This is a genomic window from Microbacterium sp. KNMS, from assembly GCF_053851835.1.
In genome coordinates, this window is sequence record NZ_JBSQBP010000018.1 from 64,694 (window position 1) to 89,714 (window position 25,021).

23 protein-coding genes are annotated in these 25,021 nt (G+C 74.2%); 9 read left to right on the plus strand and 14 right to left on the minus strand.

Annotation, left to right across the window (positions count from 1 at the left end):
* The first annotated feature begins 49 nt into the window (after positions 1-49).
* The 6 genes from ypfJ to ACWXWW_RS12220 all read left to right on the plus strand — a co-directional run bounded on the left by ypfJ (position 50) and on the right by ACWXWW_RS12220 (position 7,500).
* Positions 50-934 (plus strand): KPN_02809 family neutral zinc metallopeptidase, encoded by an 885-nt coding sequence (gene ypfJ / locus ACWXWW_RS12195; RefSeq protein ID WP_324012751.1) that lies wholly within the window; start codon positions 50-52, stop codon positions 932-934.
* A gap of 66 nt (positions 935-1,000) precedes the next feature.
* Positions 1,001-2,146 carry a low temperature requirement protein A gene (locus ACWXWW_RS12200; protein ID WP_455970110.1) on the plus strand — a complete coding sequence of 382 codons (1,146 nt, stop codon included), beginning with the start codon at positions 1,001-1,003 and terminating at the stop codon, positions 2,144-2,146.
* A 93-nt stretch (positions 2,147-2,239) separates the two neighbouring features.
* Positions 2,240-2,869: an RNA polymerase sigma factor gene (locus ACWXWW_RS12205; protein ID WP_455970096.1), complete on the plus strand. Its 630-nt coding sequence runs from the start codon at positions 2,240-2,242 to the stop codon at positions 2,867-2,869.
* Positions 2,866-3,333, plus strand: a complete 468-nt coding sequence (locus ACWXWW_RS12210) for a hypothetical protein (protein ID WP_455970097.1) — start codon at positions 2,866-2,868, stop codon at positions 3,331-3,333. Before ACWXWW_RS12205 ends, ACWXWW_RS12210 begins: the two co-directional genes overlap by 4 nt.
* Before the next feature lie 83 nt (positions 3,334-3,416).
* A complete protein-coding gene (locus ACWXWW_RS12215; protein WP_455970098.1) occupies positions 3,417-5,012 on the plus strand; it encodes a S8/S53 family peptidase in 1,596 nt (531 codons plus the stop codon).
* A gap of 1 nt (position 5,013) precedes the next feature.
* The gene (locus ACWXWW_RS12220) at positions 5,014-7,500 is read left to right on the plus strand and encodes a CHAT domain-containing protein (protein ID WP_455970099.1); all 2,487 of its coding nucleotides are present in this window, start codon (positions 5,014-5,016) and stop codon (positions 7,498-7,500) included.
* A gap of 1 nt (position 7,501) precedes the next feature.
* Here the strand turns inward: ACWXWW_RS12220 and ACWXWW_RS12225 are convergent, their stop codons facing one another.
* From ACWXWW_RS12225 to ACWXWW_RS12280, 12 genes are all read right to left on the minus strand, one after another.
* The gene (locus tag ACWXWW_RS12225) at positions 7,502-7,939 is read right to left on the minus strand and encodes an adenylyltransferase/cytidyltransferase family protein (protein WP_282980487.1); all 438 of its coding nucleotides are present in this window, start codon (positions 7,937-7,939) and stop codon (positions 7,502-7,504) included.
* Between the two features lie 283 nt (positions 7,940-8,222).
* Entirely contained in the window at positions 8,223-8,735 is a 513-nt protein-coding gene (locus tag ACWXWW_RS12230) for a serine acetyltransferase (protein ID WP_455970100.1), read from the minus strand.
* On the minus strand, positions 8,732-9,643 hold the full coding sequence (locus tag ACWXWW_RS12235) for a glycosyltransferase family 2 protein (RefSeq protein ID WP_421076241.1): 912 nt from the start codon (positions 9,641-9,643) through the stop codon (positions 8,732-8,734). The genes ACWXWW_RS12230 and ACWXWW_RS12235 overlap by 4 nt, the downstream gene beginning before the upstream one ends.
* A gap of 1 nt (position 9,644) precedes the next feature.
* Positions 9,645-10,550 (minus strand): glycosyltransferase family 2 protein, encoded by a 906-nt coding sequence (locus ACWXWW_RS12240; RefSeq protein ID WP_455970101.1) that lies wholly within the window; start codon positions 10,548-10,550, stop codon positions 9,645-9,647.
* Positions 10,547-11,830, minus strand: coding sequence for an O-antigen ligase family protein (locus ACWXWW_RS12245; protein ID WP_455970102.1), 1,284 nt, complete (start codon positions 11,828-11,830; stop codon positions 10,547-10,549). Before ACWXWW_RS12245 ends, ACWXWW_RS12240 begins: the two co-directional genes overlap by 4 nt.
* A complete protein-coding gene (locus ACWXWW_RS12250; protein ID WP_455970103.1) occupies positions 11,820-13,313 on the minus strand; it encodes a hypothetical protein in 1,494 nt (497 codons plus the stop codon). The genes ACWXWW_RS12245 and ACWXWW_RS12250 overlap by 11 nt, the downstream gene beginning before the upstream one ends.
* A gap of 22 nt (positions 13,314-13,335) precedes the next feature.
* The gene (locus ACWXWW_RS12255; RefSeq protein ID WP_455970104.1) at positions 13,336-14,061 is read right to left on the minus strand and encodes a CDP-alcohol phosphatidyltransferase family protein; all 726 of its coding nucleotides are present in this window, start codon (positions 14,059-14,061) and stop codon (positions 13,336-13,338) included.
* On the minus strand, positions 14,058-16,886 hold the full coding sequence (locus tag ACWXWW_RS12260) for a fibrinogen-like YCDxxxxGGGW domain-containing protein (RefSeq protein ID WP_455970105.1): 2,829 nt from the start codon (positions 16,884-16,886) through the stop codon (positions 14,058-14,060). Before ACWXWW_RS12260 ends, ACWXWW_RS12255 begins: the two co-directional genes overlap by 4 nt.
* Positions 16,887-16,900: 14 nt before the next feature.
* Positions 16,901-17,632 (minus strand): hypothetical protein, encoded by a 732-nt coding sequence (locus ACWXWW_RS12265; RefSeq protein ID WP_324012733.1) that lies wholly within the window; start codon positions 17,630-17,632, stop codon positions 16,901-16,903.
* Complete coding sequence (locus tag ACWXWW_RS12270) at positions 17,629-19,140, minus strand: lipopolysaccharide biosynthesis protein (protein ID WP_455970106.1); 1,512 nt, start codon at positions 19,138-19,140, stop codon at positions 17,629-17,631. The genes ACWXWW_RS12265 and ACWXWW_RS12270 overlap by 4 nt, the downstream gene beginning before the upstream one ends.
* On the minus strand, positions 19,137-20,006 hold the full coding sequence (locus ACWXWW_RS12275) for a WecB/TagA/CpsF family glycosyltransferase (RefSeq protein ID WP_310090086.1): 870 nt from the start codon (positions 20,004-20,006) through the stop codon (positions 19,137-19,139). Before ACWXWW_RS12275 ends, ACWXWW_RS12270 begins: the two co-directional genes overlap by 4 nt.
* On the minus strand, positions 20,006-21,547 hold the full coding sequence (locus ACWXWW_RS12280) for a sugar transferase (protein ID WP_455970107.1): 1,542 nt from the start codon (positions 21,545-21,547) through the stop codon (positions 20,006-20,008). Before ACWXWW_RS12280 ends, ACWXWW_RS12275 begins: the two co-directional genes overlap by 1 nt.
* A 246-nt stretch (positions 21,548-21,793) precedes the next feature.
* On the opposite strand from ACWXWW_RS12280, the gene ACWXWW_RS12285 reads away from it, so the two are divergent.
* Entirely contained in the window at positions 21,794-22,222 is a 429-nt protein-coding gene (locus ACWXWW_RS12285) for a cupin domain-containing protein (protein WP_282980465.1), read from the plus strand.
* A 12-nt stretch (positions 22,223-22,234) separates the two neighbouring features.
* Here the strand turns inward: ACWXWW_RS12285 and ACWXWW_RS12290 are convergent, their stop codons facing one another.
* The gene (locus ACWXWW_RS12290; protein WP_271174693.1) at positions 22,235-22,417 is read right to left on the minus strand and encodes a hypothetical protein; all 183 of its coding nucleotides are present in this window, start codon (positions 22,415-22,417) and stop codon (positions 22,235-22,237) included.
* A 108-nt stretch (positions 22,418-22,525) separates the two neighbouring features.
* On the opposite strand from ACWXWW_RS12290, the gene ACWXWW_RS12295 reads away from it, so the two are divergent.
* Positions 22,526-23,035 carry a glycine cleavage system protein R gene (locus ACWXWW_RS12295; protein WP_324012726.1) on the plus strand — a complete coding sequence of 170 codons (510 nt, stop codon included), beginning with the start codon at positions 22,526-22,528 and terminating at the stop codon, positions 23,033-23,035.
* A 1-nt stretch (position 23,036) separates the two neighbouring features.
* On the opposite strand, the gene ACWXWW_RS12300 is transcribed toward ACWXWW_RS12295, so the two are convergent.
* Positions 23,037-23,312 carry an acylphosphatase gene (locus ACWXWW_RS12300; protein WP_455970108.1) on the minus strand — a complete coding sequence of 92 codons (276 nt, stop codon included), beginning with the start codon at positions 23,310-23,312 and terminating at the stop codon, positions 23,037-23,039.
* Positions 23,313-23,435: 123 nt separating this feature from the next.
* On the opposite strand from ACWXWW_RS12300, the gene ACWXWW_RS12305 reads away from it, so the two are divergent.
* Complete coding sequence (locus ACWXWW_RS12305) at positions 23,436-24,779, plus strand: M23 family metallopeptidase (protein ID WP_455970109.1); 1,344 nt, start codon at positions 23,436-23,438, stop codon at positions 24,777-24,779.
* The last annotated feature ends 242 nt before the right edge of the window (positions 24,780-25,021 follow it).

Below are 25,021 nucleotides of genomic sequence, written 5' to 3' on the forward strand. Positions count from 1 at the left end.
AGGCGAGCAGGCCGTGAGGACGCCGGTCGGGAGCGGTACCGTGGGCGTCATGACGTTCAACGAGAACGCGGATGTGAGCGGGCACGGCGCACGGCGTCGAGGACGGACCGCGGCGATCGCGGGCGGCGGGATCGGCGGCCTCGGCCTGCTCGGCGTGCTCGTCGTCGGACTGCTCACGGGCGGCGACTTCGGGTCGGTGCTCGGGCTGCTGTCGCCCGACGCCGGCGCGCCCGGCGGCTCCGGCCAGGAGACGGCGATCTCGGACTGCGAGACGGGCCAGGACGCGAACGAGAACGACGACTGCCGGCTCGCGGCCGGATCGCTCGCGCTCGACCAGTTCTGGGCCGGCGCCCTCGAGGGGTACCGCGAGCCCGAGCTCATCATCGTGGACGGGCAGACCGAGACCTCGTGCGGCACCGCGTCGAACGCGACGGGGCCGTTCTACTGCCCGCCCGACGAGACGGTCTACATCGACCCGACGTTCTTCTCCCTGCTGCGCGAGCGCTACGACGCGCAGGCGGGCGACCTCGCGCAGCTGTACGTGCTCGCGCACGAGTACGGGCACCACGTGCAGAACCTCACGGGCGTGCTGCAGGAGCATCAGGGCGGCGGAACCGGGCCCGAGAGCGACGGCGTGCGCACCGAGCTGCAGGCCGACTGCTTCGCGGGCGCCTGGGTGGGCGCGATGACCGAGCAGGTCGACGAGAACGGCGTCCCGTACCTCGAGGCGCCCACCCGCGGGCAGCTCGCCGACGCGATGGACGCCGCCTCCGCGGTGGGCGACGACCACATCCAGCAGGAGTCCGGCGGCGTCGTCAACCCCGACAGCTGGAGCCACGGCTCGAGCGAGCAGCGCATGCGGTGGTTCCAGACCGGGTACGAGCGCGGAGAGCGCGCGTGCGACACCTTCGCCGTGCCGGGAAGCGAGCTCTGACCCGCGCGTAGTCTGTCGCGTGTGAACGCACCGCACTCCGCGCTCGGCCGTCTGCGGATGGTCCCCATGCGCCCGCGCGACCCGCGCGAGCCCCACCGGGCCGCGACCTCCCTCGAGCTGTTCTTCGACCTCGTGTTCGTGATCGCCGTGAGCACGGCGGCCGTCAACCTCCACCACGCCCTCGTCGAGGCGCACGTGCTCGACGGGGTCGTGTCGTACCTGCTCGTCTTCTTCGCCATCTGGTGGGCGTGGGTGAACTTCACGTGGTTCGCGACGTCGTTCGACGCCGACGACTGGCTGTACCGCGTGCTCACGATCGTGCAGATGGGCGGCGTGCTCGAGCTCGCGGCCGGGGTGGGCCCCGCCTTCCACGGCGACTTCACGATCCCCGTGGTCGGCTACGTCATCATGCGCGTCGCGATGGTGGCGCAGTGGCTGCGCGCGTCGCGGGGTGCCGGCCGCGCCCGGCGCACGACGCTCATGTACGCGCTCGGCATCGCGGTCGTGCAGGTGTACTGGCTGCTCACTCTGCTCGTGCCCGAGGGCGCGTTCCTCGTGGCCTTCCTCATCGGCGTCGTGCTCGAGCTCGCCGTCCCGATCATCGCCGAGCGCGGAGCGAACACCCCGTGGCATCCGCACCACATCACCGAGCGGTACGGGCTCTTCACGCTCATCCTGCTCGGCGAGAGCCTGCTCGCGTCGGCCAACGCCATCATCGAGGCCCTCGAGGACGCCGACGCGCTGGCTCCGCTCATCGCGATCGCCGTGCTGACCCTCGTCGTGACGGCCGCGCTCTGGTGGATCTACTTCTGGCCGCCGCACCACTCCGCGATCGGATCGCTCGCGCAGTCGATCCGCTACGGGTACGTGCACTACGTCGTCTTCGCGGCGGCGGGGGCGTTCTCGGCCGGCGTCGAGGTCGAGATCGACGCGCTGACCCACCACAGCGAGCTCACGGGGCCCGCCGCGGCCTCCACGGTGACCATCCCGATCGCGCTGTTCGTCCTCGGCATCTGGTGGATCGCCATCCGCGCGCACGCCGACCGCGTCGTGAACACGGTGGTGCCCGTGGGCGCCGTGCTCGTCCTGCTCGACGCGCTCCTGCCGTTCCCGCTCGCGCTGAGCGCGGTCATCCTCGTGGCGATCGTCGTCGTCCTCGTGCTGAGGTCGCCGCGCTCCGCCGAGACGCCGCTGCCCGGGCAGGCGCCCTGAGCGCCGCCTGGGCAGCGCCTCGGTATCGACTGCATCACGTATCACGCCGCGTGTTGCACGCCTCGTCGCAGGTATGGACACAATGTGTCTGACATGGACGATCTCTTCCTGTCGCCCGCGGATGACGCGGACGACGTCGACGACGCCCACGGCGCGGCGCGCTGGGAGCAGGCGGCCGCGCACTTCGCGCGCTGGCGTAACGGCGACCCGCAGGCGATCGACGAGCTGGTGCGCATCATGACCCCCGTGCTGTGGCACGTCGTCCGCGCGTACGGCCTGCGTCGGGCGGCGGCGGAGGACGTCATCCAGACGACGTGGCTCACGCTCGTCCGCAAGCACGACACGATCGCGAGCGCCGACGCGGTCTCCGGATGGCTGCGCGTGACCGCGCGCCGCGAGGCGTGGCGCGTCGCGCGCGCGGACCGTCGCGCCGATCCGACCGACGATGACCTGCTCGAGGCGCGACTCCCGGCGCGCCGCGCGGCCGAGGACGACGTCGCCGAGGCCGACACGGCCGACCGCCTGTGGCTGGCCGTGCGCGCGCTCGACGAGCGGTGCCAGCGGCTGCTGCGGATCGTCGCCTTCGAGGACCGACCGGACTACGCGCAGATCGCCGCCGACCTGCGCATGCCGGTGGGAAGCATCGGGCCCACGAGGCAGCGCTGCCTCGCTAAGCTTCGAGCCAGATTGAATCCCGATATACGAGACGAGGGACGATCGTGAACGACCACGTCGGGGGAGCAGAGGACCGCGAGCTCCTCGACGCGCTGCGCGCGTCCTGGGAGCAGGCCGATCCCGTCCCCGCAGGACTCGCCGACCGCATGATCGCGGCCGTGACCGTGGACGACCTCTCGCGCGAGTTCGCGCTGCTCTCGCTCGTCGACGGCGCGCAGGCGGCCGTGCGGGCGGGTGACGAGCGCCGCACGCTCCAATTCGCGGACGACGACGCCGAGGTGCTGCTGCACGTGTCGCCGACGGATGGCGGCGCGCGCCGGATCGACGGATGGTCCCGTCCTGCGGTGCTCGCGGCGCGCCTCGCGCGGGACGACGCCGAGTGGGCCGCCGACACGGTCGGCGACGGCCGCTTCTCGTTCGAGGGCGTGGCCGCGGGGCGCGCGCAGGTGCGGATGGTCGTGCGGCAGGAGGAGGGTCTCCGGGAGGTCGTGACCCCCTGGTTCGACATGTGAGGTCGATCTTCCCGTGACGGCGGTTCTGGGGCAGAATACGCGCAAGCGGTGCTCCCCTGGCCGAGTGCCCGGGGAGGTGCGCGATGCCCGACGACAGCCGGACCACATCCCAGCCCGACGGATGGTCGTGGCGTGATCGCGCCGCGGGATCGATCCCGGTCGGGCGGGTCCTCGACCCGGCGGTCGAGCCCGTCGACGGCGTGCGCGCGTTCCCGACCGCTTACGTTCCCGACCGGCTCCTGATCGCGCGACGCGACGACGATGCTGAGGCGGTCGACGGACTCCGTCTCGTTCGCGAGGCCGCTGCGTCGTTCGGGTGGCAGGTCGTCCCCGAATCGCTGCGCGGCGACGCGCTCGGCGAGGCGGAGGACCCGACCCCGCTGCTGCCGGGCCTCGGGATGCTGCGCGCGCAGCTCGTCGCGCCCGACGGGCCGTCGCGGGGAGAGGCGCCCGTGCCGCCCGACGCATGGCGCGTCCTGCAGCGGGCGCGACGACTCACTCGAGGCCGACTGCGCGACGTCGCGCTCGACCATATCGTCGCGATCGACCCCGTCGGCGTCAATCCGTTCACGCGCACGAATCCCTTCACGCGGACGAACCCGTTCACGCGCACCAACCCGCATGGCGCTGACCAGTACGCCGAAGCGGGGCACGGCGGGCGGCAGCCCGTCGTGCGCCTCGGAGCCGGGCCCACGCGCGCGGGGAAGCCGCCGCGCGGCCGACGGCGCCCCGTCGTCGCGATCCTCGACACGGGGTGCGGCGCGCACGAGTGGCTGCCCGACGACATCGTCACGCGGCGCGTCGAGCTCGACGGAGCGCCGCTCGGACTCACGGACGACGCCGACCCCGAGCGGTTCCCCGACCTCTACGGCCAGCTGGACGGGGAGATCGATCCGGTCGCCGGCCACGGCACCTTCATCGCCGGGATCGTCCGGCAGGTCGCCCCGGAGGCCGACATCCTCTCCGTGCGGGTCGCGAACGCCCTCGGCGTCGTCGACGAGAGCGCGCTTCTCGAGACGCTGGCCGGCCTCGTCGAGCTGCTCGCGCGGCACCGCGCGGGGCGGGAGGGCGGACGCGCGATCGACGTGCTCAGCCTGTCGCTCGGCTACTACCACGAGACTCCGGAGGACGGGCTCTTCTCGACCGTGCTCTTCGAGCTCCTGCGCAGGGCGCGCGAGCTCGGCTGCGCGGTCGTGTGCTCCGCGGGCAACGACGCGATCGACCGGCCGCCGTTCCCTGCGTCGCTCTGGCCGTGGCCGGGCGGCGACAACGGCATCGAGCCCGATGACGGGGCGGAGCACGTGTCGGTGGGCGCGCTGAACCCGAGCGGCGCGGCGGTCGCGCTCTTCTCGAACGTCGGGCCGTGGGTGCGGGTGTACGCGCCGGGCGCCGCGGTGGTGAGCACGATCCCCGCGTTCGAGGGCGGGCGGCAGGCGTCGTCGCGCGATGACCGCTTCGCGCGGCGGCGGGAGACGATCGGGCCCGAGTGCTACCTCGGGAGCTTCGCGGTGTGGAGCGGCACGTCGTTCGCTGCCCCGTTCGCCGCCGCGATGATCGCCGCGCAGCTCGGATGGCCCGCGGCCAGCATCCGCGCGGCGGGCGATGCATGCGCCGAGAGCCGCGCGGCCACGGCGGCCGCGCTCGAGCTGCTCGCCGCCCGGGACCGGTCAGGGGGATGACGTGGCCTCGCGCCCGGAGCTTCCCGTCGAGGAGCTCCTCCGCCGGGGAGTCGACGCCGCCAACGCGAAGCGGCTGCGCACCGCGAGGCGGCTACTCGTGCGCGCCCTCGAGGCCGCCGACGACGATGTCCTGCGCGCACGGATCAGCGCGTCGCTGGCCTACGCACTCGGGCAGCTCGGCGACCCGGACGGGGCGGAGCTGCTCTGCCGCACCGCCCTGCGCTTCCCGATGCTGCCGGAGGAGACCCGCGGCATCATCTCCGGTCAGCTGGCGACGCTGCTCCTGCACCGGGGCGACGTCGACGCCGCCCTCCCGCTCTTCGAACGGGCCGTCGCGCTCATCGACAGCCCCGCCTCGCGGGCCAACGTCGTCCTGAATCGCGGCGTCGCGCTTCTGCAGCGCCGACGGCTCGGCGAGAGCGCTGACGCGTTCCGGGCGGCGGCCGCGCTCTTCGTGGACCTCGGCGACCGCGGCGGCGAAGCGCAGGCCCGCCACAATCTCGGGTACACGGCGCTCCTCGCGGGGGACCTCGTGCTCGCGCTCAGCGAGATGACCGCCGCGCGCGCGGAGATCGCGCGCGACTCCGCCGTCGCCGCGGCGATCTCCGACCTCGATCGCGCCGAGGTCCTCCGGGAATCGGGCCAGCTGCGCGAGTCGGCCGCGCTGCTCGAGCAGGTCGCCCAGGCGTTCGGCCGGGCGCGCATGCAGCAGGCGCGCGGCGAGGCCGAGCTCCAGCTCGCGCAGACCCTGCTCGGCTACGAGCCGGGTCGCGCCGCCCGGGTCGCGCTCCGCGCCAGTCGGCGCTTCCGCGGGCTCGGCAGCGCGTCCTGGGAGGTGCGAGCGGAGGGCGTCCGGCTGCGGGCGCTCCTCGCGCCCACGGCCGACCGCACGTCGGCGAAGCCCGTCCCCTCGGCGCTCGAGGAGGAGTGCGCGCGCGTCGCGCGGCGGCTGTCGCGCTTCGGGTTCCGCGTCGAGGCCCGCGCGCTCCGCTACGTGCTCGACGCGGCCCTCGCACGCACGGGGCGGCCACCTTCGCGCGCGGCCCGCCTGCATCCCGACGACCCGCTGTCCGTCCGCGTGCTCGCCCACGAGGCGAGGGCCGCCCGCTCGGCGGCCCTCGGGCGCGACGCGGACGCCCGCCGGCACGCCGAGGCGGGCCTCCACGAGGTATCCGCCTGGCAGCGGTCGTTCGGGTCGCTCGAGGTGCTCTCGTCGACGGCCGTGCACGGATCGGGGATCTTCATCGAGGGCCTCGCTGCGAGCGTGCGCTCCGGCCGCCCCGACACGGTCTTCCGCTGGTCGGAGTACACGCGCCACTTCAGCCAGCAGGTCTTGCCCGTGCGCCCACCGCAGGACGCCGAGCACGCGGCCGACCTCGCGCAGCTGCGTGCGCTGCGCGCCGAGCTCGCCTCGTCGGACTGGGTCACCGACCCGCGCGTGGCGTCCCTGCGCCAGCGGATCAGCGAGCGTCAGTGGGTCGCGACGGCCTCGACCGACGGCCCTCCCGTGGTCTCCCTCGACGAGCTGCGGTCGGCGCTCGACGGCGACACCGCCCTCCTCACGTACGTGTACGTCCGGGGCCGGCTCACGTGCCTCGTCGTGCCCGGGCGCGGAGCGCCCTCGCTCATCGACATCCCGTGGGGGCGCGTGCGCGACCTCCGCCGCGGTCTGTACAGCGAGCTCAACGCGGCCGCGGCGACGCGCACGGGGCCCGGAAGCCGGCTCATCCGCGAGTCGCTCGAGGCCCGGCTGTCGTGCCTGTCGCGCGCACTCGTCGAGGAGGCCGTGCGCGCCGCGGGAGACCCGAGGAGGGTCGTCGTGACGGCGCCGGGCGAGCTGCGCGGAACGCCGTGGGGCATGCTGCCGGCGCTGCGCGGCCGGGTCGTGACGCACGTCCGCTCGGCATCGCGCTGGGTCGCCACGCGCGGCTCGGTGCCGCTCTCCTCGGCCGGGTTCGTCGTGGGTCCGGGCGTCGCGCGCGGCGACGAGGAGGCGGACACGGGTGCGCGGGCCTGGCGGCGCGCCGGGGGCCCTGCGCGCATTCTCACGGGCGACGCGTCGCGGATCGAGCACGCGACGGCTCTCGCGGAGGGCGTCGATGTGCTCCACGTCGTCGCGCACGGGCGGCACTCGCCGGATTCGCCGCTCCTGTCCGGATTCGAGCTCGCGGACGGCACGCTGTTCGGGTACGACATCGACGCGATCGCGCGCCCGCCCGCCGTCGTCGTGCTGTCGGCGTGCGAGCTCGGCCGCTCATCGGCGCTGTGGGGCGAGGAGGCGGTCGGGATGGCGAGGGCGTGGCTGCACGCGGGGTCGCACTGCGTCATCGCGGCCCCGGTGACCGTGGCCGACGACGTCGCCTGCGAGCTGCTGGGCGCGATGCACGAGGGGCTCGTCGGCGGCCTCGATCCGGCCGAGGCGCTCACGCGGGCGACGACGCAGACCGGGCACGTCGCGCCCTTCGTCTGCTACGGCTCGGGCTTCTGAGTCACTGCGCGACGGGCAGTGCCGGCACGAGGGCGTCGAGCGCGCGCCGCAGTGCGGTGCTCGAGGTGTGCGCGGTGTAGGGGAAGTACACGACCTCGACGCCCACGGCGCCGAACTCGCGCTCGAGGCGGAGGCCCTTCTCGGTGCCCCGCCAGTCGTCGCCCTTGAAGAAGTGGGTGAAGCCGACCTCTCGCCACACATCGAGCTTGTCCGGCACGGTCTCGACGTGGACGTCGTCGACGTACCGGATGCTCCGGACGATCTCCGCGCGCTCGGCGGTGGGCACGACCGAGCGGATGCCCTTCACGGCGCGGAGCATCTCGTCGCTCACGACGCCCGCGATGAGGACGTCGCAGTTCTCCTTGGCGTGGCGGAGGAGGTTGAGGTGGCCGACGTGGAAGAGGTCGAACGCGCCGGCCGCGTAGCCGACGCGCGTCATGCGGGCGCCTTCGCGCGGGCGGGACGGTGGGAGGTGCCCCGGTGGCGCAGGGGGCGCACCACCGGGGCGATGGGAGAGAGCTCGGATCTCTCCCATGGCTCGGCCGGGACGGCCGAGGCGACCGATGCGGACGTCGCCGGGGGTTCGGCATCGGCATCGGGGTCTGGGGCCGCTCGGCCGGGGGCCACGGGCACCGCGCGGACCGCCCCAGACGGCGGCAGTGCCCGTGAGCTCTCAACGGATCGCATACTGGGGAAGAGCGCGGACCGCGGCGGCTGATACATCACGACTCGGTAACGAGCTCAGATCGCGGCGAGCGCACGACGCCGCCGGTCGGCACGTCCTTGACGACCACGGCGTAGGGGCCGATCCGCGCGCCCCGGCCGACCGTGATCGCGCCGATGACGACGGCTCCGACCCCGATCTCGACGTCGTCCTCGATCACGGGGCAGTCATGCGGCGTGCGGCGATTGCCGAGCGTCACACCGTGGCGGAGCATCACGTTGCGGCCGATCACGGTCGCGGGGTTCACGACGACGCCGATGCCGTGACGCAGCCGGAGTCCGGGTTCGACGCGGGTCGTCGGGGGGATCTCGATGCCCATGATCCACTCCGTCACGAGCTTGTATCCCGCGGCGTGCGCGAGGTAGATCGCGCGGCCGAGGGGCCGGCGGCTGCCCCGCCAGCGCTGGCAGCGGCGCAGCCAGCCGAGCACGAACCGGCTCTTCGGGTACCGCGCGTTCGCCGCCCGGTCAGCCTGGAGCGCCGCGCGGAGGCGATCGCGCGCGGCGCTCATGACGCGGCCTCCGCTCGCTCGTCCGCGGCGGCGCGGATCCGCTCGCGGCACCAGGCCGCGCGCCGCGCGAGGCGCCGCAGCACCGCGGCGCGATCCGCCGGCCGGAGCCGCGACGCCGCACAGCGGAACCGCCGCTCGAACTCGTCGAGGCACGCGGCCTTCTCCTCCGCGGGCAGCGGAGCGACCGCGAGGGCCGTGAGGCGCGGGAGCGGGGCGCCGAGCACGCGAGCCGACAGCTCCGCGAAGGCGGCCTGCGTGCGCTCGTCGTTCCACGACCGCAGGCGCCAGCCCTCGGCGGACGTGACCTGCCCCGGGTGCACGCGGTAGAGAAGGGACGGGGCCGCGAGGCGACGCAGACGAGCACCCGACGAGGCGAGCCGCAGCCACAGGTCGTAGTCCTCGCTGGGGACGACGCGGTAGCCGCGAACGGCCTCGACCGCGGAGCGCCGAGCGGCCATGGTCGAGTGGGCGACGGGGTTCGTCAGGAGGAGATGGAACGGGAAGGACGCGGTCCCGATGCCGGACGGCCAGGGCGGGCGGGGCACCCCGGCCCCGTGCCAGGAGGCGACGGTCGTGAAGACGGCGTCCGCGGCCTTCAGCGCCCGCAGCTGCCGGCGGAAGCGGCCGGGGAGGACGACGTCGTCGGCGTCCATCCGCGCGACGAACTCGCTCGCTGAGGCATCCAGCAGGGCGTTCAGCGCCCGGGCGACGCCGCGATTCGGGCCCGTCAGCACGCGCAGGCGCGGATCGTCGATGCGCTCGAGCGCCGCGAGCGTGCCGTCGGACGATCCGTCGTCCTGCACGACGAGCTCGGCGTCGGCTGGGAGGTCGCGCAGCGTCGACCGCACGGCGCGGTCGATCGTCGGCGCCGCGTCGAACGCCGGCATGAGCACGGAGAGCCGCGGCATGTCACATCCCCCGTCCGCGCGCGTTCAGGGCCGAGACGACGCGCCCGCCCGACACGAGGTGGAGGCCGACGCACATCGCGAGGTACGCGCGCGGCTGCAGGAGGTCGTGGCGGATGGCCGCGCGAGCCCATCGCCGGGCGGGGGCGAGCGCGCCGAGCGCTCCGTGCGCGAAGGCGATCTGACCCTCGATCCGCGCGCGGCCGCGCGCGGATCGGGCGAACTCGGGGTGCTTGTCGAGCAGGTAGCTGAGGCCGTCGGCGATGCCGCGCCAGCGCTCGCTGAAGTACGACGGCCGGTCCCAGTGGACGATCGTCAGCGGCGCCGCGACCGCGGCGATGCGGCCGATCTTGGCCGCGCGCAGCAGCAGGTCGTAGTCCTCGCCGTAGCACGCGGGCAGCTCCTCGTCGACGAGACCCAGGCGCCCTCGCGCATCGGCCGTGCGCAGGAGGAAGGAGGACGGGTGCAGCTCGGTGATGCGCGAGCGGAGGAGGTCCGCGAGCGCGACCCGCTCGGGCGGGAGCCGGTCGTGCGCGCCTCCCGTTGAGAGGATGCGGATGCCGGTGGCGGCGATGACGACGTCGGGGTCCTCGAGGAGCGGCAGCTGCGCCTCGAGCTTCCCGGGCGCCCATTCGTCGTCGTCGTCGCAGAAGGCGATGAGCGGCGCCTCGGCCGCGAGGATCCCCGTGTTCCGACCGCCCGCGAGTCCGGGCGTCCGGTCGTTCGCGATCGTCCGCACGAGGTGGCGACCGCGCGGGAGGTCGGCGAGCGGATCGACCGCGCATCCGTCGAAGACCACGACGATCTCGAGCGGGTGCGCCGTGTCCTGAGCGAGCACGGAGCGCACGGCCCGCCGCAGGAGCTCGGGGCGGTCGCGGGTGGCGATGACGACGGTGACGCGGGGGTTCATGAGGACGGCCTCTCGAGAGCGGTGTCGTGGGGAAGGGCGGCGGCCGCCGGGAGGAGGGCCAGCACGAGCCCGTGCGGGAGCACGCCGTAGTAGAAGACCTCGACGAGGAGCACCACCTGCACGACGTGGACAGCGGTCATCCGCCTGCGCACATGACGCGTCGACCACGCGAGCCAGAGGAGGGCGAGGAGGAAGACCGCGAGCGCGGGCAGGCCGTGCGAGAACATCACCATCCACACGTGACCCTGCGTGCCCGCGGACGGCGCGCCCTCCGTCCACGACGGGCGCGGCGCCCCGTAGCCGAAGACCGGGGACTGGAGGGTCCGCACGAGCGTCTCCTGGTAGAGGTCCGCACGGTCCTCGGTCGACGAGCTCGACTCGACGCGCCCGAGGAGCCGGTCTCCGACGTCGAGCACCGCGGCCGCGGCGAGGCCCACGGCGCACGCCGCAGCGAGGCCCGCGACGGCGCGGACGCGACCGGAGGCGAGGAGGATGAGGCCCCCGTAGACCGCCGCGACGCCGAGCCCGATGAACATCCCGCGATTGAGGGTGAGGAACGCGGGGACGAACGAAAGCGGGATCGCGACGAGGAGGCCGAGGAACCAGAGGTCCCGGGGGATGCGCGCCACGTACGAGATGACGAGCGGGAGGAGCATCGAGTACGCGTTGCCCCAGCCGTTCGTATAGAGGAACGGAGCGGCCGGGCGCGGATCGAGGACCGTCCAGGCGTCCGGGTTCCACTGCGTCGCCCGCCGCACGACCATCTCGCCCACGAGCTCGTTGCTCTGGAGGCCGCGGGGGAGCACGTAGCCGAGCGGGGTCCGGAAGGAGAACTCGGGCGCGATCACGCCGAGCCATCCGCCTGCCACGACGAAGAGCCAGAACAGCGTGAGCATGCCGAGCAGCCAGTCGAGCGTGATCGTGCGGCGCGCGTTGTAGACGTAGAGGAAGGCGATCGTGATCGAGAGGTACTGCAGGGCGCGGTAGACGAACCCGATGAGCCGGCCGGGGGTGTCGATCCCGATCACCGACACGGCGACGAGCGCGAGGAACAGCAGCCAGATCCCGAAGCCCCGCGGCGCGCGGACGTCGCCGCGGCGGATCAGGAGCACCGCCATGGCCGCGGCGAGCGGGATCCACGCCATCTCGGCCATCCCGAGCGCCCACCAGAGGGGGAACGCCGCGAACATCGCGGTGATCGGCCACCGCGGCAGGTCGCCGCGGGCCTCCGCCGCAGTCAGCCGTGCGGGAGCCGGGGCGAACGCCGTGTCAGACCGCATCGGCGTACTCCTCGCGAGCGGGCGTCTCGTCGGCCGCGGGCGCGACCTCCCGTCGGCGTGCGCGGCGCCGTGATCGCCGCCGCTCGCGGGGGACGACGACGGCGCCGATGAGCGGCACCCCCGCGGTCGCGGACTCGTCGCGCAGGGCGGCGGCTGTCGCGCGGCGGCTCGCGCCCTCCTGCAGCACGACGACCACCGCGTCGGCCAAGCGCAGCGCGGCGAGCAGGTCGGCCGTGCCGGCCGAGACCGGGACCGCGAGCATGACGAGCGTCCCCTCGGGCGCGGACTCGACGGCGACCCGCGCCTCGGCGGTGCGCGCCTCGCCATGCAGGTCCGCGCGCCCGAAGCGGACGCTGAGCCCGGGCACGGCGGCCCGGGGCGCCGCTCCGGCCGACCGGAGGACCGCGAGGCGCCGCTCGGAAGGATGGGGGAGCACGAGCCGCACGGAGAACCCGCTCTGCGCGGTCGCCATCGCCAGCCCCGTCGCGACGGCCCCCTCCGACGACGTGTCGTCGAGCACCGCGACCGCCCGCGCCCCGGCGGGGAGGTCGGCGAGCAGGCGCTCGCGTGCGATGCGCATCGCCTCGGCGTCCGGCGCCTCGAGGGGCGTCCTCGGGTGCGGCGTGCGGAGCGTGGCGAGCACGCGCCCGCCGAGCGCGCGCGTGATCTCGGCTCCGCTGCGCAGGCGCCCGTCGAAGGGCTCGCGGAGGAAAGCCAGCAGGATGCCGACGATCGCGCCGATCCCGATCCCGGTCGCGGCCGTCGTGTAGCGCGGCGGTGCCGAGTCGATCGGGTTGTCGGCGGCTCCCGTCAGCACGCTGCCGCCCGAGGTGTCGACGCTCTGCAGCGCGTTCCGCTGCGACAGCAGGCCCTCGAGCTCGAGGAGGATCTGCTCCCGGTCGCTCGTCGCCTGCGCCTGCGCGGCGCCGGATCCCGCATCCGCGATCGCCGCGTTCGCCTCGGCCAGCTGCGCGTCGAGCTCGTCGATGCGCGTGCTGAGCCCCGAGACCATGACGTCGAGCCGGCTCTCGGCCTGCTCGCTGCGGTAGGCGAGGTAGGCGGCCGCGACGGAGTCCGCCCGCTCGATCGCGAGCGCGCGCGTCGCGGCCGTCGCGGAGACGTGGGCGATCGTGCCGCCCTCCGAGATCGTGACGTCGACGGTGTCGTGGATCTCGCGCGTCGCGTCGGCGTCGCCGAGCAGGGCCGCCGCGCGCTCGGCCACGACGTAGGAGCGGGCGATCGCGGCCTCGGTGGCGTCGTCCAGCAGACCCGACGCCGCGCGCTGCGGATTGAAGGGATCCGTCGTGATGACGGAGAGGTTGACATCGGTCGTCGCCGTGATGCGCTGTGGGGCGACGAGCAGGTAGGCGATCGCGGCGATCGCCCCGATCGCGATCGCGGCGACGACGAGGCGCCACTGCCTGCGCAGCACGCGAGCGTAGTGATCGAGACCGAGTGTCGTGGTGTGTGCGGTGTCGGACATCGTGCTTCCCCCGGTGAAGCCGTCACCTCAGACGGCGGTGCTTGCGGCGCATCGAGATGCCCGCGTGGATGAGGTTCGCGATGAAGAGGAGGCCGTAGACCGCGGCGAAGGCCGCGTGCGCTCCCCACAGCGCGAAGGCCCAGCACAGCGTGCCGGGGTCGGTCGGGATGAGCGCGACCGACTTGGCGACGCCGCTCGGCTCCGAGACCGAGCGGCCGTGACGCGACGCGAGCTGCTCCGCGAGGATCTGGCTCATGAACTGGCCCGACGTCAGGAGCGCGAAGGCGAGCGCGACTCCCATCAGCCAGACGTCCTGAGGGCGGTGCACGAAGCATCCGACCGCGACGCCCAGGTGGATCGCCGGGGAGCGGATCGCGTCGACGACGTGATCGAGCCATTCGCCGGCCGGGCTCGACGCCCCGCTGAGCCGGGCGACCTGGCCGTCCGCCGAGTCGAGGACGTATCCCGCCGCCAGGAGCACGGCGGCGGCGACGCCCGAGCCCGCGGACGGCGGGGCGACCGCGATCACGGCGATGCCCGCCGCCGACATCGCTGCGCTGAGCAGCGTGACCGCGTTCGGCGTCATTCCGATCCTCACCGCAGCGGCTGCGACGCCGCGCGCGAGGCGGCGATTGATCCAGCGCGTGTACGCGGGGACCCCGGCGCCGCTCTTCTGCGCCTGCGCGAGGGCGGTACGGGAGGTGCGGAGGGCGCGCGCGGGCCGCGCCGACGCCGTCTGGGCGTTCATGGCGCCGTCACCGTCATCTCGAAGCTGTGGCTGTTCGCGGCCCGGTAGTTGGAGTGCACCTCGACCGCGATCGTGTTGGCCCCCGTGCGGAAGGCGGTCGCGGGGATCTCCGCCACGTACGGCTGCGCCATCGCCGTCGTGCCCGAGACCGCCGTGTTGGCGTAGGTGCTCGCGGTGACCGGGCCGGGGTCGATGTTCCTGCGGAGCACTTCCGCCCCGTTGACGTAGACGACCACCCCGTCGTCGACCCGGACCGAGAAGCGCAGCGCGACCGCGCCGCCCGGGAGGTCGATGTCGTGCCGGTGGTAGCTCGTGAGCGGGCGAGGCGACAGCGACGTGTCGAGGGCGGTCGCGATGTCCGACGTCCCCCAGCCGACGGGAGCCGCGCCGCTGAGCCAGGAGCCGTCGTCGAACTCGGGAGCAGCCCAGTCGGACGGCGGCGCGGCGGTCGACCAGAGGGTCGCCCAGCTCGAGCCGGCGTCGATGAGCGTCGGCGAGGCCGGATCGGGCCCGGGAGCCGCCTCGGCGGGGACGGCCGGGGTGCTCGCCGAGCGGTTCCCGGCCGCGTCCATGGCGCGCACGGCGTAGAGCGTGCCGTCGGGGGCGGGCGGGAGAGCCGCCGACGTCCCGCCGACGGTCGCCACCACGCGATCGGCCCGCAGCACCTGGTAGGCGGTCACGGCGCGGTCGTCCGTCGCCGCCGTCCACGTGAGGTTCACGCCCTCGGCCGTCCTGACGGCCTTGAACGCGCCCGGCGTTGACGGGCTCGTGACGTCGGAGGGGGCGTGGCGCACGAAGCCGCCCGACCACTGGCGCACATAGCCCGCGCGGGTCGAGTAGCTGTAGTCGCCGCCCTGCCAGAGCGTGCCGCGCGAGTCGACGAAGAGGGCCCAGGCGCCGGCGCCGGCGCGCGTGTTGAGGATGCCGTTGAACGACTCGAGGTACTCGCCGCTCTCGGCGCTCCAGGCGCCGCTGCCGTAGATCGCGTGCGCGCCGGTCCACGCCGTCCCGATGCCGGGCCACACGGTCGCGCCCTCGTAGTTCGTGCCGAAGCAGTGGCAGCCGGCGTACACGGTCTCGCCGTCGGACGCGATCGCCTGGAAGTCCCCGCCGGCGAGCGTGATGTTCGAGCTCGCCATCTCCATCGTGTCGCGACGGTAGCTCATGAGCGAGTGCTCGGAGCCGCCGAGCCAGACGCGATCTCCGACCTCGAGCACGGCCTGCTGGTAGCCCTGGCGGCCGCCCGTGCGATTGGAGAACACGACCGGCCACGGCGTGAGCGACTCATCGGCGGTCGACAGCACAGCGGCCTTGTCGGCGGGGCGCCCCTTCGACTGGCTGAAGAACCCGGCCGCGTACACGCGGTCGCCGTGAGCCGAGGCGTCGAGGCTGATGACGGTTCCGTTGAACTCCGGGTTCCACGCGTCGGGCACGCTGCTCGCGATCGAGAACCGCACGGTGTTGCGTGCATAGACCTGAGCGCCGGTCGCGGCCTTGGCATGGGTGAAGGACCCGCCCACGTACAGCCAGTCGCCCTGCACGTCGAGGGTGCGCACGACGGGCACGCCGCCGGAGAGGAAGTTCAGCAGGGCGCCCGTGAACGAGGCGTCCACGGCGCCCGTCGTCGCGTCGAGCACGACGAGGCCGGGGTGGCTCTCGCCGTTCACGGTCGAGAAGTAGCCGCCGACGGCGATGCGCCCGCCCGGGAGCGGCGCGAGCGCCTTCACCTGGTTGTCGAACACCGGGCGGAAGGTCGAGATCCAGGTGCCCGTGTCGCGCTCGAACGCCGCGAGATACGCCTGCTCGACCGCGCCCGAGCCGCCGGCCGAGCGCTGCACCTTCGTGAAGTTGCCGCCCACGAAGACGCGGTCGACGTTCTCGGTGAAGGCCGACACCTCGTTGCTGCCCTCGAGGGTCGATGGACCGGCGCCGAGGCCAGCGACACCCCACGGCTGGGTCTGCGCGAAGGCCTCCGCGACCGCCGTGCCGGCCGTCGCGGGCGTGCCGCCGGCCGGGACCGGTGCGAAGACATCCGCGCTCAGGAGCTTCGGTCGGATGAAGACCTGCGTGAACGGCCGGGCGTAGCCCGCGCTCGTGCTCGGCGACCACAGGTAGCTCGTGCCGTCGGGTGAGCCCTTGATGTCGGAGCCGTACCCGAATCCCATCGCCCAGCCCTCGGCGGAGCCGGTGATGGTGCGCACGCGGATGAGCCCGTTGTCGTTCCCGAAGTTGCTCGTCGTCCCGCCGGTCCCGTTGCGGTTGCCGATCCGGAACGACCCCACGCGCTGCTGGTTGTTGAACTCCCACGTCCACTCGTCGCGCGGGCTGGTGAGACGGAACCGCGTGTCCTGCCAGGACGTCCCGGCCGCGTTCGCGGCGCGGACGAGGCGGATGCCGTCGGCGAGGGCGCCGATCGGCTGGTCGTTGTTGAGCTGGTCGATGAGGGCGCCGGGCAGCTGCCGGGGCGTGAACGCCGCGGTGCCCGTCGCGGGCTCGCGCACCTGCGCGGGCGTCCCGGAGCCGAGGATGGACTCGGACCATCCCTGGCGTCCGCGCCCCACGAGGACCCAGCCGCCGCCATCCGTCTCCTGATCGCAGTAGAACTGCTGCGCGGAGCCCATGGCTGGGGTCGCGAGCCAGTAGACGCCGCTCGGCGCGTCGGGGTCGACCTGCGCGACCTCCCAGCAGGATGCCGCGGCCGTCGCCTCGGTGCGCCCGTCGGGGGCGGGCAGCGTCGGATCGGCGGCGGTCGCGGGGATCGGAGCGGCCAGCGTCGCGATGAGGGCGATCGCGGCGACGGCCGCGATGCGGGTGCGGAGTGTCATGAGCGGGCCCTTCTTCAGCACGCGGGGTCGTCGGGGAACGAGCGGGAGAGGACGCGCCACGTGCCGTCCTCGTAGACGAGGTCGAAGAGGTGGGCGGCCCGCGGGTGGGTGTCCTTCTCGGAGCCGATCCGCTCGCCGTCGGCGTCGACGAGCTCGAGGCCGCTCGCGTCGATGCAGGCCTTCACCTGCGCGGTGGCCGGCTCGGCCTCCTCGTCGAGCGCGAGGATCTCGAGCCCGACGACCTGGGACTCCCCGACGTACGACCATCCGTTCGCCGAGAGCTCGAGCCACTGGGCCTCGAGCTCGGCGCGGTAGGCGCCGGCGGTCACGTCGGCGAGGAGCGCCTCGAGATCGCCGGGGCGGGCCGCATCCTCCGCGTCGGGCGGGGTGAGCACCTCCTCCACGAGCTCCTCGGCCGGACCCTTCTCGAGATCCCGGTCGCCGAAGCGGCCGCGCCCCTCCGCATGCTCGTCGCGATCCGGCTCGGGAGCAGGACGGGTCGTCGCGGGCGGAGCGGGGCGGTCGCGCCGCGGCGGCTCCTCGGTCGCGACCGGCGTCGCGGATGCGGTGGGCGTCGGGGTCGCGGATGCCGTGGGCGTCGGAGAGGGCGGAGCGGCCTCGTCACCGGGGTCGGCGTTCGCGACGGCGCCCGCGAGGAGCGCGGCGCCGATCGCGACGAGCAGGGTGGCGGCGCCGGCGACCGAGCCGGCCACGGTCGCGGACAGCCGGGAGCGATATGGACTCATGAGGGGTCTCCTGTGGTGCTCCGCCGGATCCGAGCGAGATCGGCGAAGGCGTCGAGGTGAAGGGAGCGCGGGGCGAGCCGCGCCCAGGTGAGAAGGGCGCCGCCGCCGACGAGGGCGGCGACGGCGAGGCCGAGCCAGGTCGAGCCGAGCAGCAGCCTGGCGCCGAGGGCGGCGGCCCCCACGGTCGAGAGCGCGATGAGCAGCGGGCGCACCCCCGCCGCGAGCGGCAGGGGCAGCGCGAGGACGCGGTGCACCTGGATGGTCGCGAGGATCGCGTCGAGGAGGCAGGCCGCGGCCCACGCGACGGCGGCCCCGGTGACGCCCCAGAGCGGGACGAGCACGAGCAGGAGCGCGACGTCGACCGTGACCGCGATCGCCTTGTTCGCCGCGGCGAGACCGCTGCGGCCGCTCATGAGGAGCACCGAGTGGACGCTGCCGGCGAGGAACGTCACGACCGACCCGAGGCAGAGGGCGGCGAGCGCGACCGCGCCCTCCTCGAAGGATGGCCCGAGCAGCGACAGGGCGAGCGGCGAGAACACGGCCAGGAGCAGGTAGAGCGGTGCGCTGAAGAGCACGAGCCAGGTCGTCGCGGCGCGGAAGAGGTCGGCGAGGGCCGCGTGGTCGCGACGGTGCAGCAGGCGGCTGAAGACGGGCGAGACGACCACGCGGATCGCGGAGTCCACGAGTGATCCGGCGGACGCGATCCGCGTGGCGGCGCCGTAGACCCCCGCAGCGGCCGGGCCGGCGATGGCGCCGACGATGAGCACGTCGAGCCAGATGAGCAGCTGCGACAGGAACTCCGACACGACACGGGGGAGCGCGTAGCGGCGCAGGCGCCGCGGAAGACCGGACGACCGGAACGCGCTCGCGGTCATCGGCTCGACGCCGAGCGCGTCGACCCGGCGGCGGAGGACGAGCAGGGCCGCCGCGAGGGCGAGGGCCGCGGGCGCGGCCCACGCGAAGCTCGCGGCGACCACGCCGCCCCCTGCGGCGACTGCGAGGGCGACGGCCGCCGGCCGCAGCGCCGGGAGCCCGACGCCGCCGATCGCGACGTAGGGGCCGACCCCGCCGAGCGCTCGCTCCCCGGCGAGCGCGGTCAGCATCATCGCCGCGAGAGGGAGACACCATGCGGCCGCGGGAAGCGCCGCGGCCACGGGGCCGTCGAGAAGCGCGGCGCCGAGGGTCAGCGCGACCGCGCCGACCGCTCCGCCGAGCCCCGCGACGGCGATGAGGTGCGCGAGCGCGGGGCGGATGGCGCCGCGCTCGCCGTCGGCGAGGCGGGGCAGGATCCACAGCGCGGCGGAGTCGGCGCCCCACCGGGCGAACCCGAGTGCGATCGTGAAGAGCGCGATCACCTGCAGCACGATCCCCGCACCGACGTCGCCGAGCAGCCGGCCGAGCAGCACGACGAGCGCGAGTCCGAGGACGGCGCTCGCCGCGGACCCGGCGAAGCTCAGCGCGCTGCCCCGGGCGAGGGCGGCGCGGTCGGATGCGGCGACGGTGCTCATGCTGCTCGGTGGTGCGCGATGCGGGTCGGGCGCCGCGAGGCCTCGGCGAGACGCTGGCGGACGACGGCGGCGACGAATGCGGGGTTCCCCGCGAGATAGCGGCGCGCGAGCCGGCGCGGCTCGAGGCCCAGCCGCCACAGCCACTCGAGACCGGCGCGGATCATCCACTGCGGCGCCCGGCGATGCGTGCCGCTCAGCCAGTCGAAGAGCCCGCCGCAGGTCAGGACGACCGGCGGCAGCTGATCGCGGTGCCGCTCGACCCAGCGCTCCTGCACGGGGTCGCCGAGCCCGACGAAGAGGATCCGGGTGCCGTGCTCGCGGATGTCGCGGATGAGGGCATCCGACTCCTCGTCGGGGATGTACCCGTGGCTCGTGCGGATCGCGAGGCCCGGCAGCTCCTGCGCCATCCGCTCGGCCGCGGCCGCCGCCACTCCCGGGCGTGCGCCGAAGAAGTACACGGGCAGCCGGTCGCGCGCGGCGGCCGCGAGCAGCGGAGCGGCGAGATCCGTGGTCGCGACCCGCTCGGGCAGCGCCGCGCCCAGCAGGCGCGTCGCCCAGACGACGGACTGCCCGTCGGCGTAGTTCATCGTCGTCGTCGCGAGGAATCGGCGCAGCGTCGCGTCGTGGCGCGCGAGGTTCACGACGTGCGCGTTCACGCCGACGAGGACGTCGACGCCCGTCGTGCGCGTCATGGCGACGATCGCGTCGACGAGGGCGGCCATGGTGAGCGACTGCACGGGGACGCCGTCCACGATGCGGGCTTCGCCGAGCCCGATGCCCTGCTCGGCCGCCGCCGGCCGGCTGAGCGCTGCGGCGCGGGCGAACGAGGGGACCGGCAGCGCGTGGCCGGGGAGGATGACGGACATCAGTACGCTCCTTTCGGGCGGACCATCACCCTGACGGTGCGCCACATGATCGAGATGTCGTCCTGGAGCGACCAGTTCTCGACATAGCCGAGGTCGATCCGGACGCTCTCCTGCCAGGACAGGTCGCTGCGCCCGCCGATCTGCCAGGGACCCGTGATCCCGGGCTTCACGTAGAGCCGCCGCACGGTCGCGTCGTCGTAAGCGAGGACCTCGCTCGGAAGCGGCGGGCGCGGCCCGACGACGCTCATGTCGCCGACGAGCACGTTCCAGAACTGCGGCAGCTCGTCGAGCGAGTAGTGCCGCAGGAACCGTCCGACGCGCGTGACGCGCGGATCGCAGCGCAGCTTGAACAGCGGGCCGGCGCCCTCGTTCTGCGCGCGCAGCTGTGCGAGCTCGGCCTCCGCGGTCGTCCGCATCGAGCGGAACTTCACGAGCCGGAACGTGCGCCCATCGCGCCCCACGCGCTCCTGCGTGAAGAAGACAGGGCCCGGGGAGTCGAGGGCGATCGCGAGCGCGATGACGGGGGTGATCAGCGCGATGCCCGCGAGCGCGACCGTCGAGACGACGATGTCGAACGCCCGCTTGAGGACGAGGGCGCCGCCGTCGTACTCCGGCATGCGGAGGCGGACGAGGGGGAGCCCGCCCACCGCGTCCAGCGACATCCGAGCCCGCGCGACGTCCATGACGCCGTTCGCGACGATGAGCTCGGCGGCCGTGCCCTCGAGGCACCAGCCGAGGTGCTTCACGAAGTCGGCGTCCGAGGCGGCCGTGCTCGCGACGATGACGGCGTCCGCGTCGCGTCGAGCCGCCTCCTGCGCGATGTGCATCGCGGCCGCTTGCGTGCGCGGCGCCTCGTCGAACTCCACGGCGCCGACGACGCGGTACCCCGAGGCGTCGCTGCCGGTGATCGTCGACGACACGCGCGCGACGTCGGAGGGGCGGCCGGTGACGAGGGCGCGCGAGACACGCAGGCCCGCGACGCGCTCGGCCGTGAGCCGGCGTCGCCAGATGGTGCGCGCGGCGAGGAGGCCGGCGAGCCCGATCGGCGCCGCGACGAACAGCTGCGCGTAGATCGCGGGGGCGCCGGTCACGACCAGGCCGAGGCCGAGGAGTCCGAAGACGTCGAGCGTGACGGCGGCGACCCGCGCGAGCTCGCGGCCGCGGGTGTCGTGGACGCTCCGCGGTGCCGCGATGGCGAGGCCGATCCACCAGAAGACGCCGAGCGCGACCGCGAAGAGCGCGGGGAGCGCGGGGGTGACGACCGCGGAGGACGGCGCGAGGGCGCCGCGTGCCGCGAGCGTCGCGGCGGTCGACGGACCGGTCGAGGAGACGGCTCCGGCGACGAGCGCCGCGAGGGCCACGACGCCGGCGTCGGAGAGCAGCACGCGCGCCGTGTGGCGGCGCTCGAGGCGCCGTCGCCTCTCGAGCGAGGGGGCCATGCGCGGCGCGCGGATCGCGGGAGCGGCTTCGCGGCTCGCCCGCGCGGGGGAGACGAGACGGCTGCTCGGCGCGAGGACGAGCGCCCGCTCGAGCACGGTCACCGGTGTCCTCCGCCACGGCGCATGCGCGAGCCGGGTGTCCTCGTGGCGGATGTAGGCCCCTGCTCCCCGATACCGGAATACATCGCGTCTCCCCGCTGCGCCTCGCCGTGGACATCCGGGAGCCGCGCGCTCGCCGGCGCCTCCCGTCACAGGGGAGGAGAGGTCAGCGCGGGATCTGATACATCACGGCTGGATAACGGCGCGCGGGCAGAGCCCCATGCGCTCGGGCGCTCTTAGAGTGGCGGCATGAGCGACTACCAGGTGAGCGAGATCGGCGGCCTCGACCAGTGGCGCGACCACTTCGGCGGCTTCCGCCCCGACAGCTCGCGCGACGGACGGCGCGTGGTCGACTTCGAGCTCGCGATGCAGTACATCGGGCTCACGGCGAACGCGCTGGAGCCCGGGGAGCAGGCGGGCTACTGGCACCGCCATGCGCGCGTCGAGGAGGTCTACGTGTTCCTCGAGGGGCGCGGTCAGATGGGGCTCGACGACGACGTCGTCGACGTCGGCCCCGGGACGATCGTCCGGGTGGGGCAGGGCGTCTGGCGAACGTGGCGCGCGCACCCCGAATCGGATGGGCAGCTGCGGTGGCTGTGCATCAGGGCCGGCGGTTACGAGCTGCCCGACCTCCCCGACGACAGCGAGCGCGGGCCGGAGCGCCCGCTGCCGTGGTGAGCTGAGCGGGGCTCACTCCAGGCCGAACGGGCGGCCCTCCGAGACCGAGATCGCGTAGGCGCGCGCGAGCTCCGACGAGACCCCGGGGCTGAGCCGGTCGACCATCTTCCGCGCGTGCGGTTCGATCTCGTCGACGGGGTGCCCCGTCCATTCGCGTCGGAACTCGGCGTCGAGCTGCTGCCACCTGTGATTCATCTCCTCACGGTCGCACGTCGGAGGGCGCCCTGTCGTGGGGTTGAAGCTCGCCGCGACGCGCGCTAGCGGGGACTGCGCACGGCGGGGCCGCTCAGTAGGGTGGGGAGCGTGACATCGCTCGTCCTCACCGTCATCGGAGACGACCGCGCGGGCCTCGTGGCGGCCCTCGCCGACGTCGTCGACGCCCACGGCGCCAACTGGGAGAACAGCCGGCTCGCCGAGCTCGACGGCACGTTCGCGGGCGTGATCCAGGTCTCGGTGCCGCCCGAGCGCGTCGACGCGCTCCGCGAGGGACTGAAGGGGCTCGAAGGGCTGCTCACCGTGGTCGTGCGCGCCGCCGAGGAGGTGCACGCGCCGCGCGGTCGCAGCGTCACGCTCCAGGTGCTGGGGCACGATCGTCCGGGCATCGTGCGCGAGATCTCCTCTGCCCTGCGCGCCCGCTCGCTGAGCATCGAGTCGATGGCGACCGAGGCGCGCGACGCGGCCATGGCGGGCGGGCGCCTGTTCGAGGCGACGGCAGAGCTGCGCGTGCCCGACGACGTCGACCTCGCCGACGTCGTCGCCGACCTCGAGCGGATCGCCGCAGAGATCCAGGTCGACGTCACGTTCGTCGAGTAGCTCAGACGGAGGGGCGCAGCTCGAACGCGGTCGCGCCCGTCGGGGCGATCTCCTCGATCGCGATGTCGTCCACGCGGGAGCCGGTCGGCCCCTGCCGCATCCAGTCGACGACCGCGTCGACGGCGTCGGAGCTGCCCTCGAGCTCGGCCTCGACGCGATCCGCGCCCACGTTGCGGACCCAGCCGACGACATCCCTGCGCTCTGCCTGGCGCGCCGTGCTCCACCGGAATCCGACGCCCTGGACGACGCCCTCGACGACCACCCTGACCCGCCTCATGCGGGCCATCCTCGCATCGGATGGCCCGCAGCTGAAGGAGGTGCGCGGGCACCCCGCACGGCCGATCTCGCCGCGGGTCTTCCGTCTGCGACGAGAACCGGTCAGTATAGGCGCGGGGGAAACATGCAGCAGGACACTTCCGACGGCGAGTCGAACGACGCATCCGCGACGCGGGTGCGCTCGACGCGCGCCGCGCACGCGAGCGTCATCGTGGCGGCCCTCGTCGCCGCGGCCACCGGAGCCGGCGCCCTCGCGGCGGCCGGCGCGCCGCCCGAGAGCGAGCCGGTCGCGGCGGTCTCGATCGCGGTCGACGACGGCGAGGTGTCCGACGACCTCGAGCGCCCCGAGTCGCCGACCGCGGGCCTCTCGGATGAGGCGGCGGCGTTCGCCGAGGCCGGCGCGATCGAGGTGCCCGCGCTCGCCGGAAGCGACTACGGCGCGACGACCGTCGACGAGGTGACGAAGCTGCGGCGCGAGGCGCGCGAGAAGCTCATCCGCGCGGCGATCGCCGCGGGCATCGACGTCGACCTCTCGCGCCTCGGGGATGACGGCAAGCTCGCGTCCCTCGACACCTTCCTGTGGCCGATCGCGAACCCCGTGCTCACCGACCAGTTCGGGGCACGCAACGGTCGCCACATGGGCATGGACATCGCGGCGCCGGGCGGCACGCCCATCGGCGCGGCCGCCCCCGGCATCGTCGTGCTCTCGAGCGAGAGCCACTACGGCTACGGCGTCGCGGTCATGATCCAGCACGTCAACGGCGTGCGCACGCTCTACGGGCACATGACGCACGGGAGCCGCGTGGTCGAGGAGGGCGACTGGGTCGAGGCGGGCGATCCCATCGGGCTCGTGGGCAACACCGGTCGCAGCTTCGGGAACCACCTCCATTTCGAGGTGCACGTGAACGGCGTCCCGGTCGACCCGCGTCGCTACCTCGACGGGGCCGGCGAGCCGGTCGACATCAAGCCGTGGGCTCCTGATCCGCGCGCATCGCAGAACCCGCAGCCGGCCGAGAGCCCGCAGTCGAGCGAGCCGCCGAAGCCGTCGGAGAACCCGCAGCCCTCGGAGAAGCCGAGCGAGACGCCGAAGCCGAGCACGCCGCCGACGACACCGCCGCCGACGACCCAGCCCCCCGCGACGACGCCGCCTCCGACGAGCCCGCCGCCCACGCAGCCGCCGGCGACGACGCCGCCTCCGACGAGCCCGCCGCCCACGCAGCCGCCCGCGACGACTCCGCCTCCGACGAGCCCGCCGCCCACGCAGCCGCCCGCGACGACGCCGCCTCCCACGACGCAGCCGCCCGCGACGAGCCCGCCGCCGACCGAGCCGGCGCCATCCCCGAAGACGAGCGAGCCGGCGCCATCCCCCGAGACGAGCGAGCCGTCCACCCCGTCGCCATCGCCGTCGCAGACCCACACGCCGGTCACGCCGATGCCGCTGCCGACGGTGACGCTGCCGGCGGAGTGACCAGGCGGCCGGGCAGTCCTGGTCGCGGCTTGTTCCTGTCTCGACGCCTCGCCGCCTCGACGCTTCGCCGCCTCGCCGCTGACCGAGCGCGGCTGGGGCCTCCGACGAGCCGCCGAGGCACCCCGACATGCGGGGTCGGATTCTCGGGATCACCTCTTCCGCCAGCCCGTTCGAATGTCGGTGGTGGGGTTGATGATGGGGGTGTGACGAGCAGGAAGCCGCGGTTTGTGGATCCGCTGTCG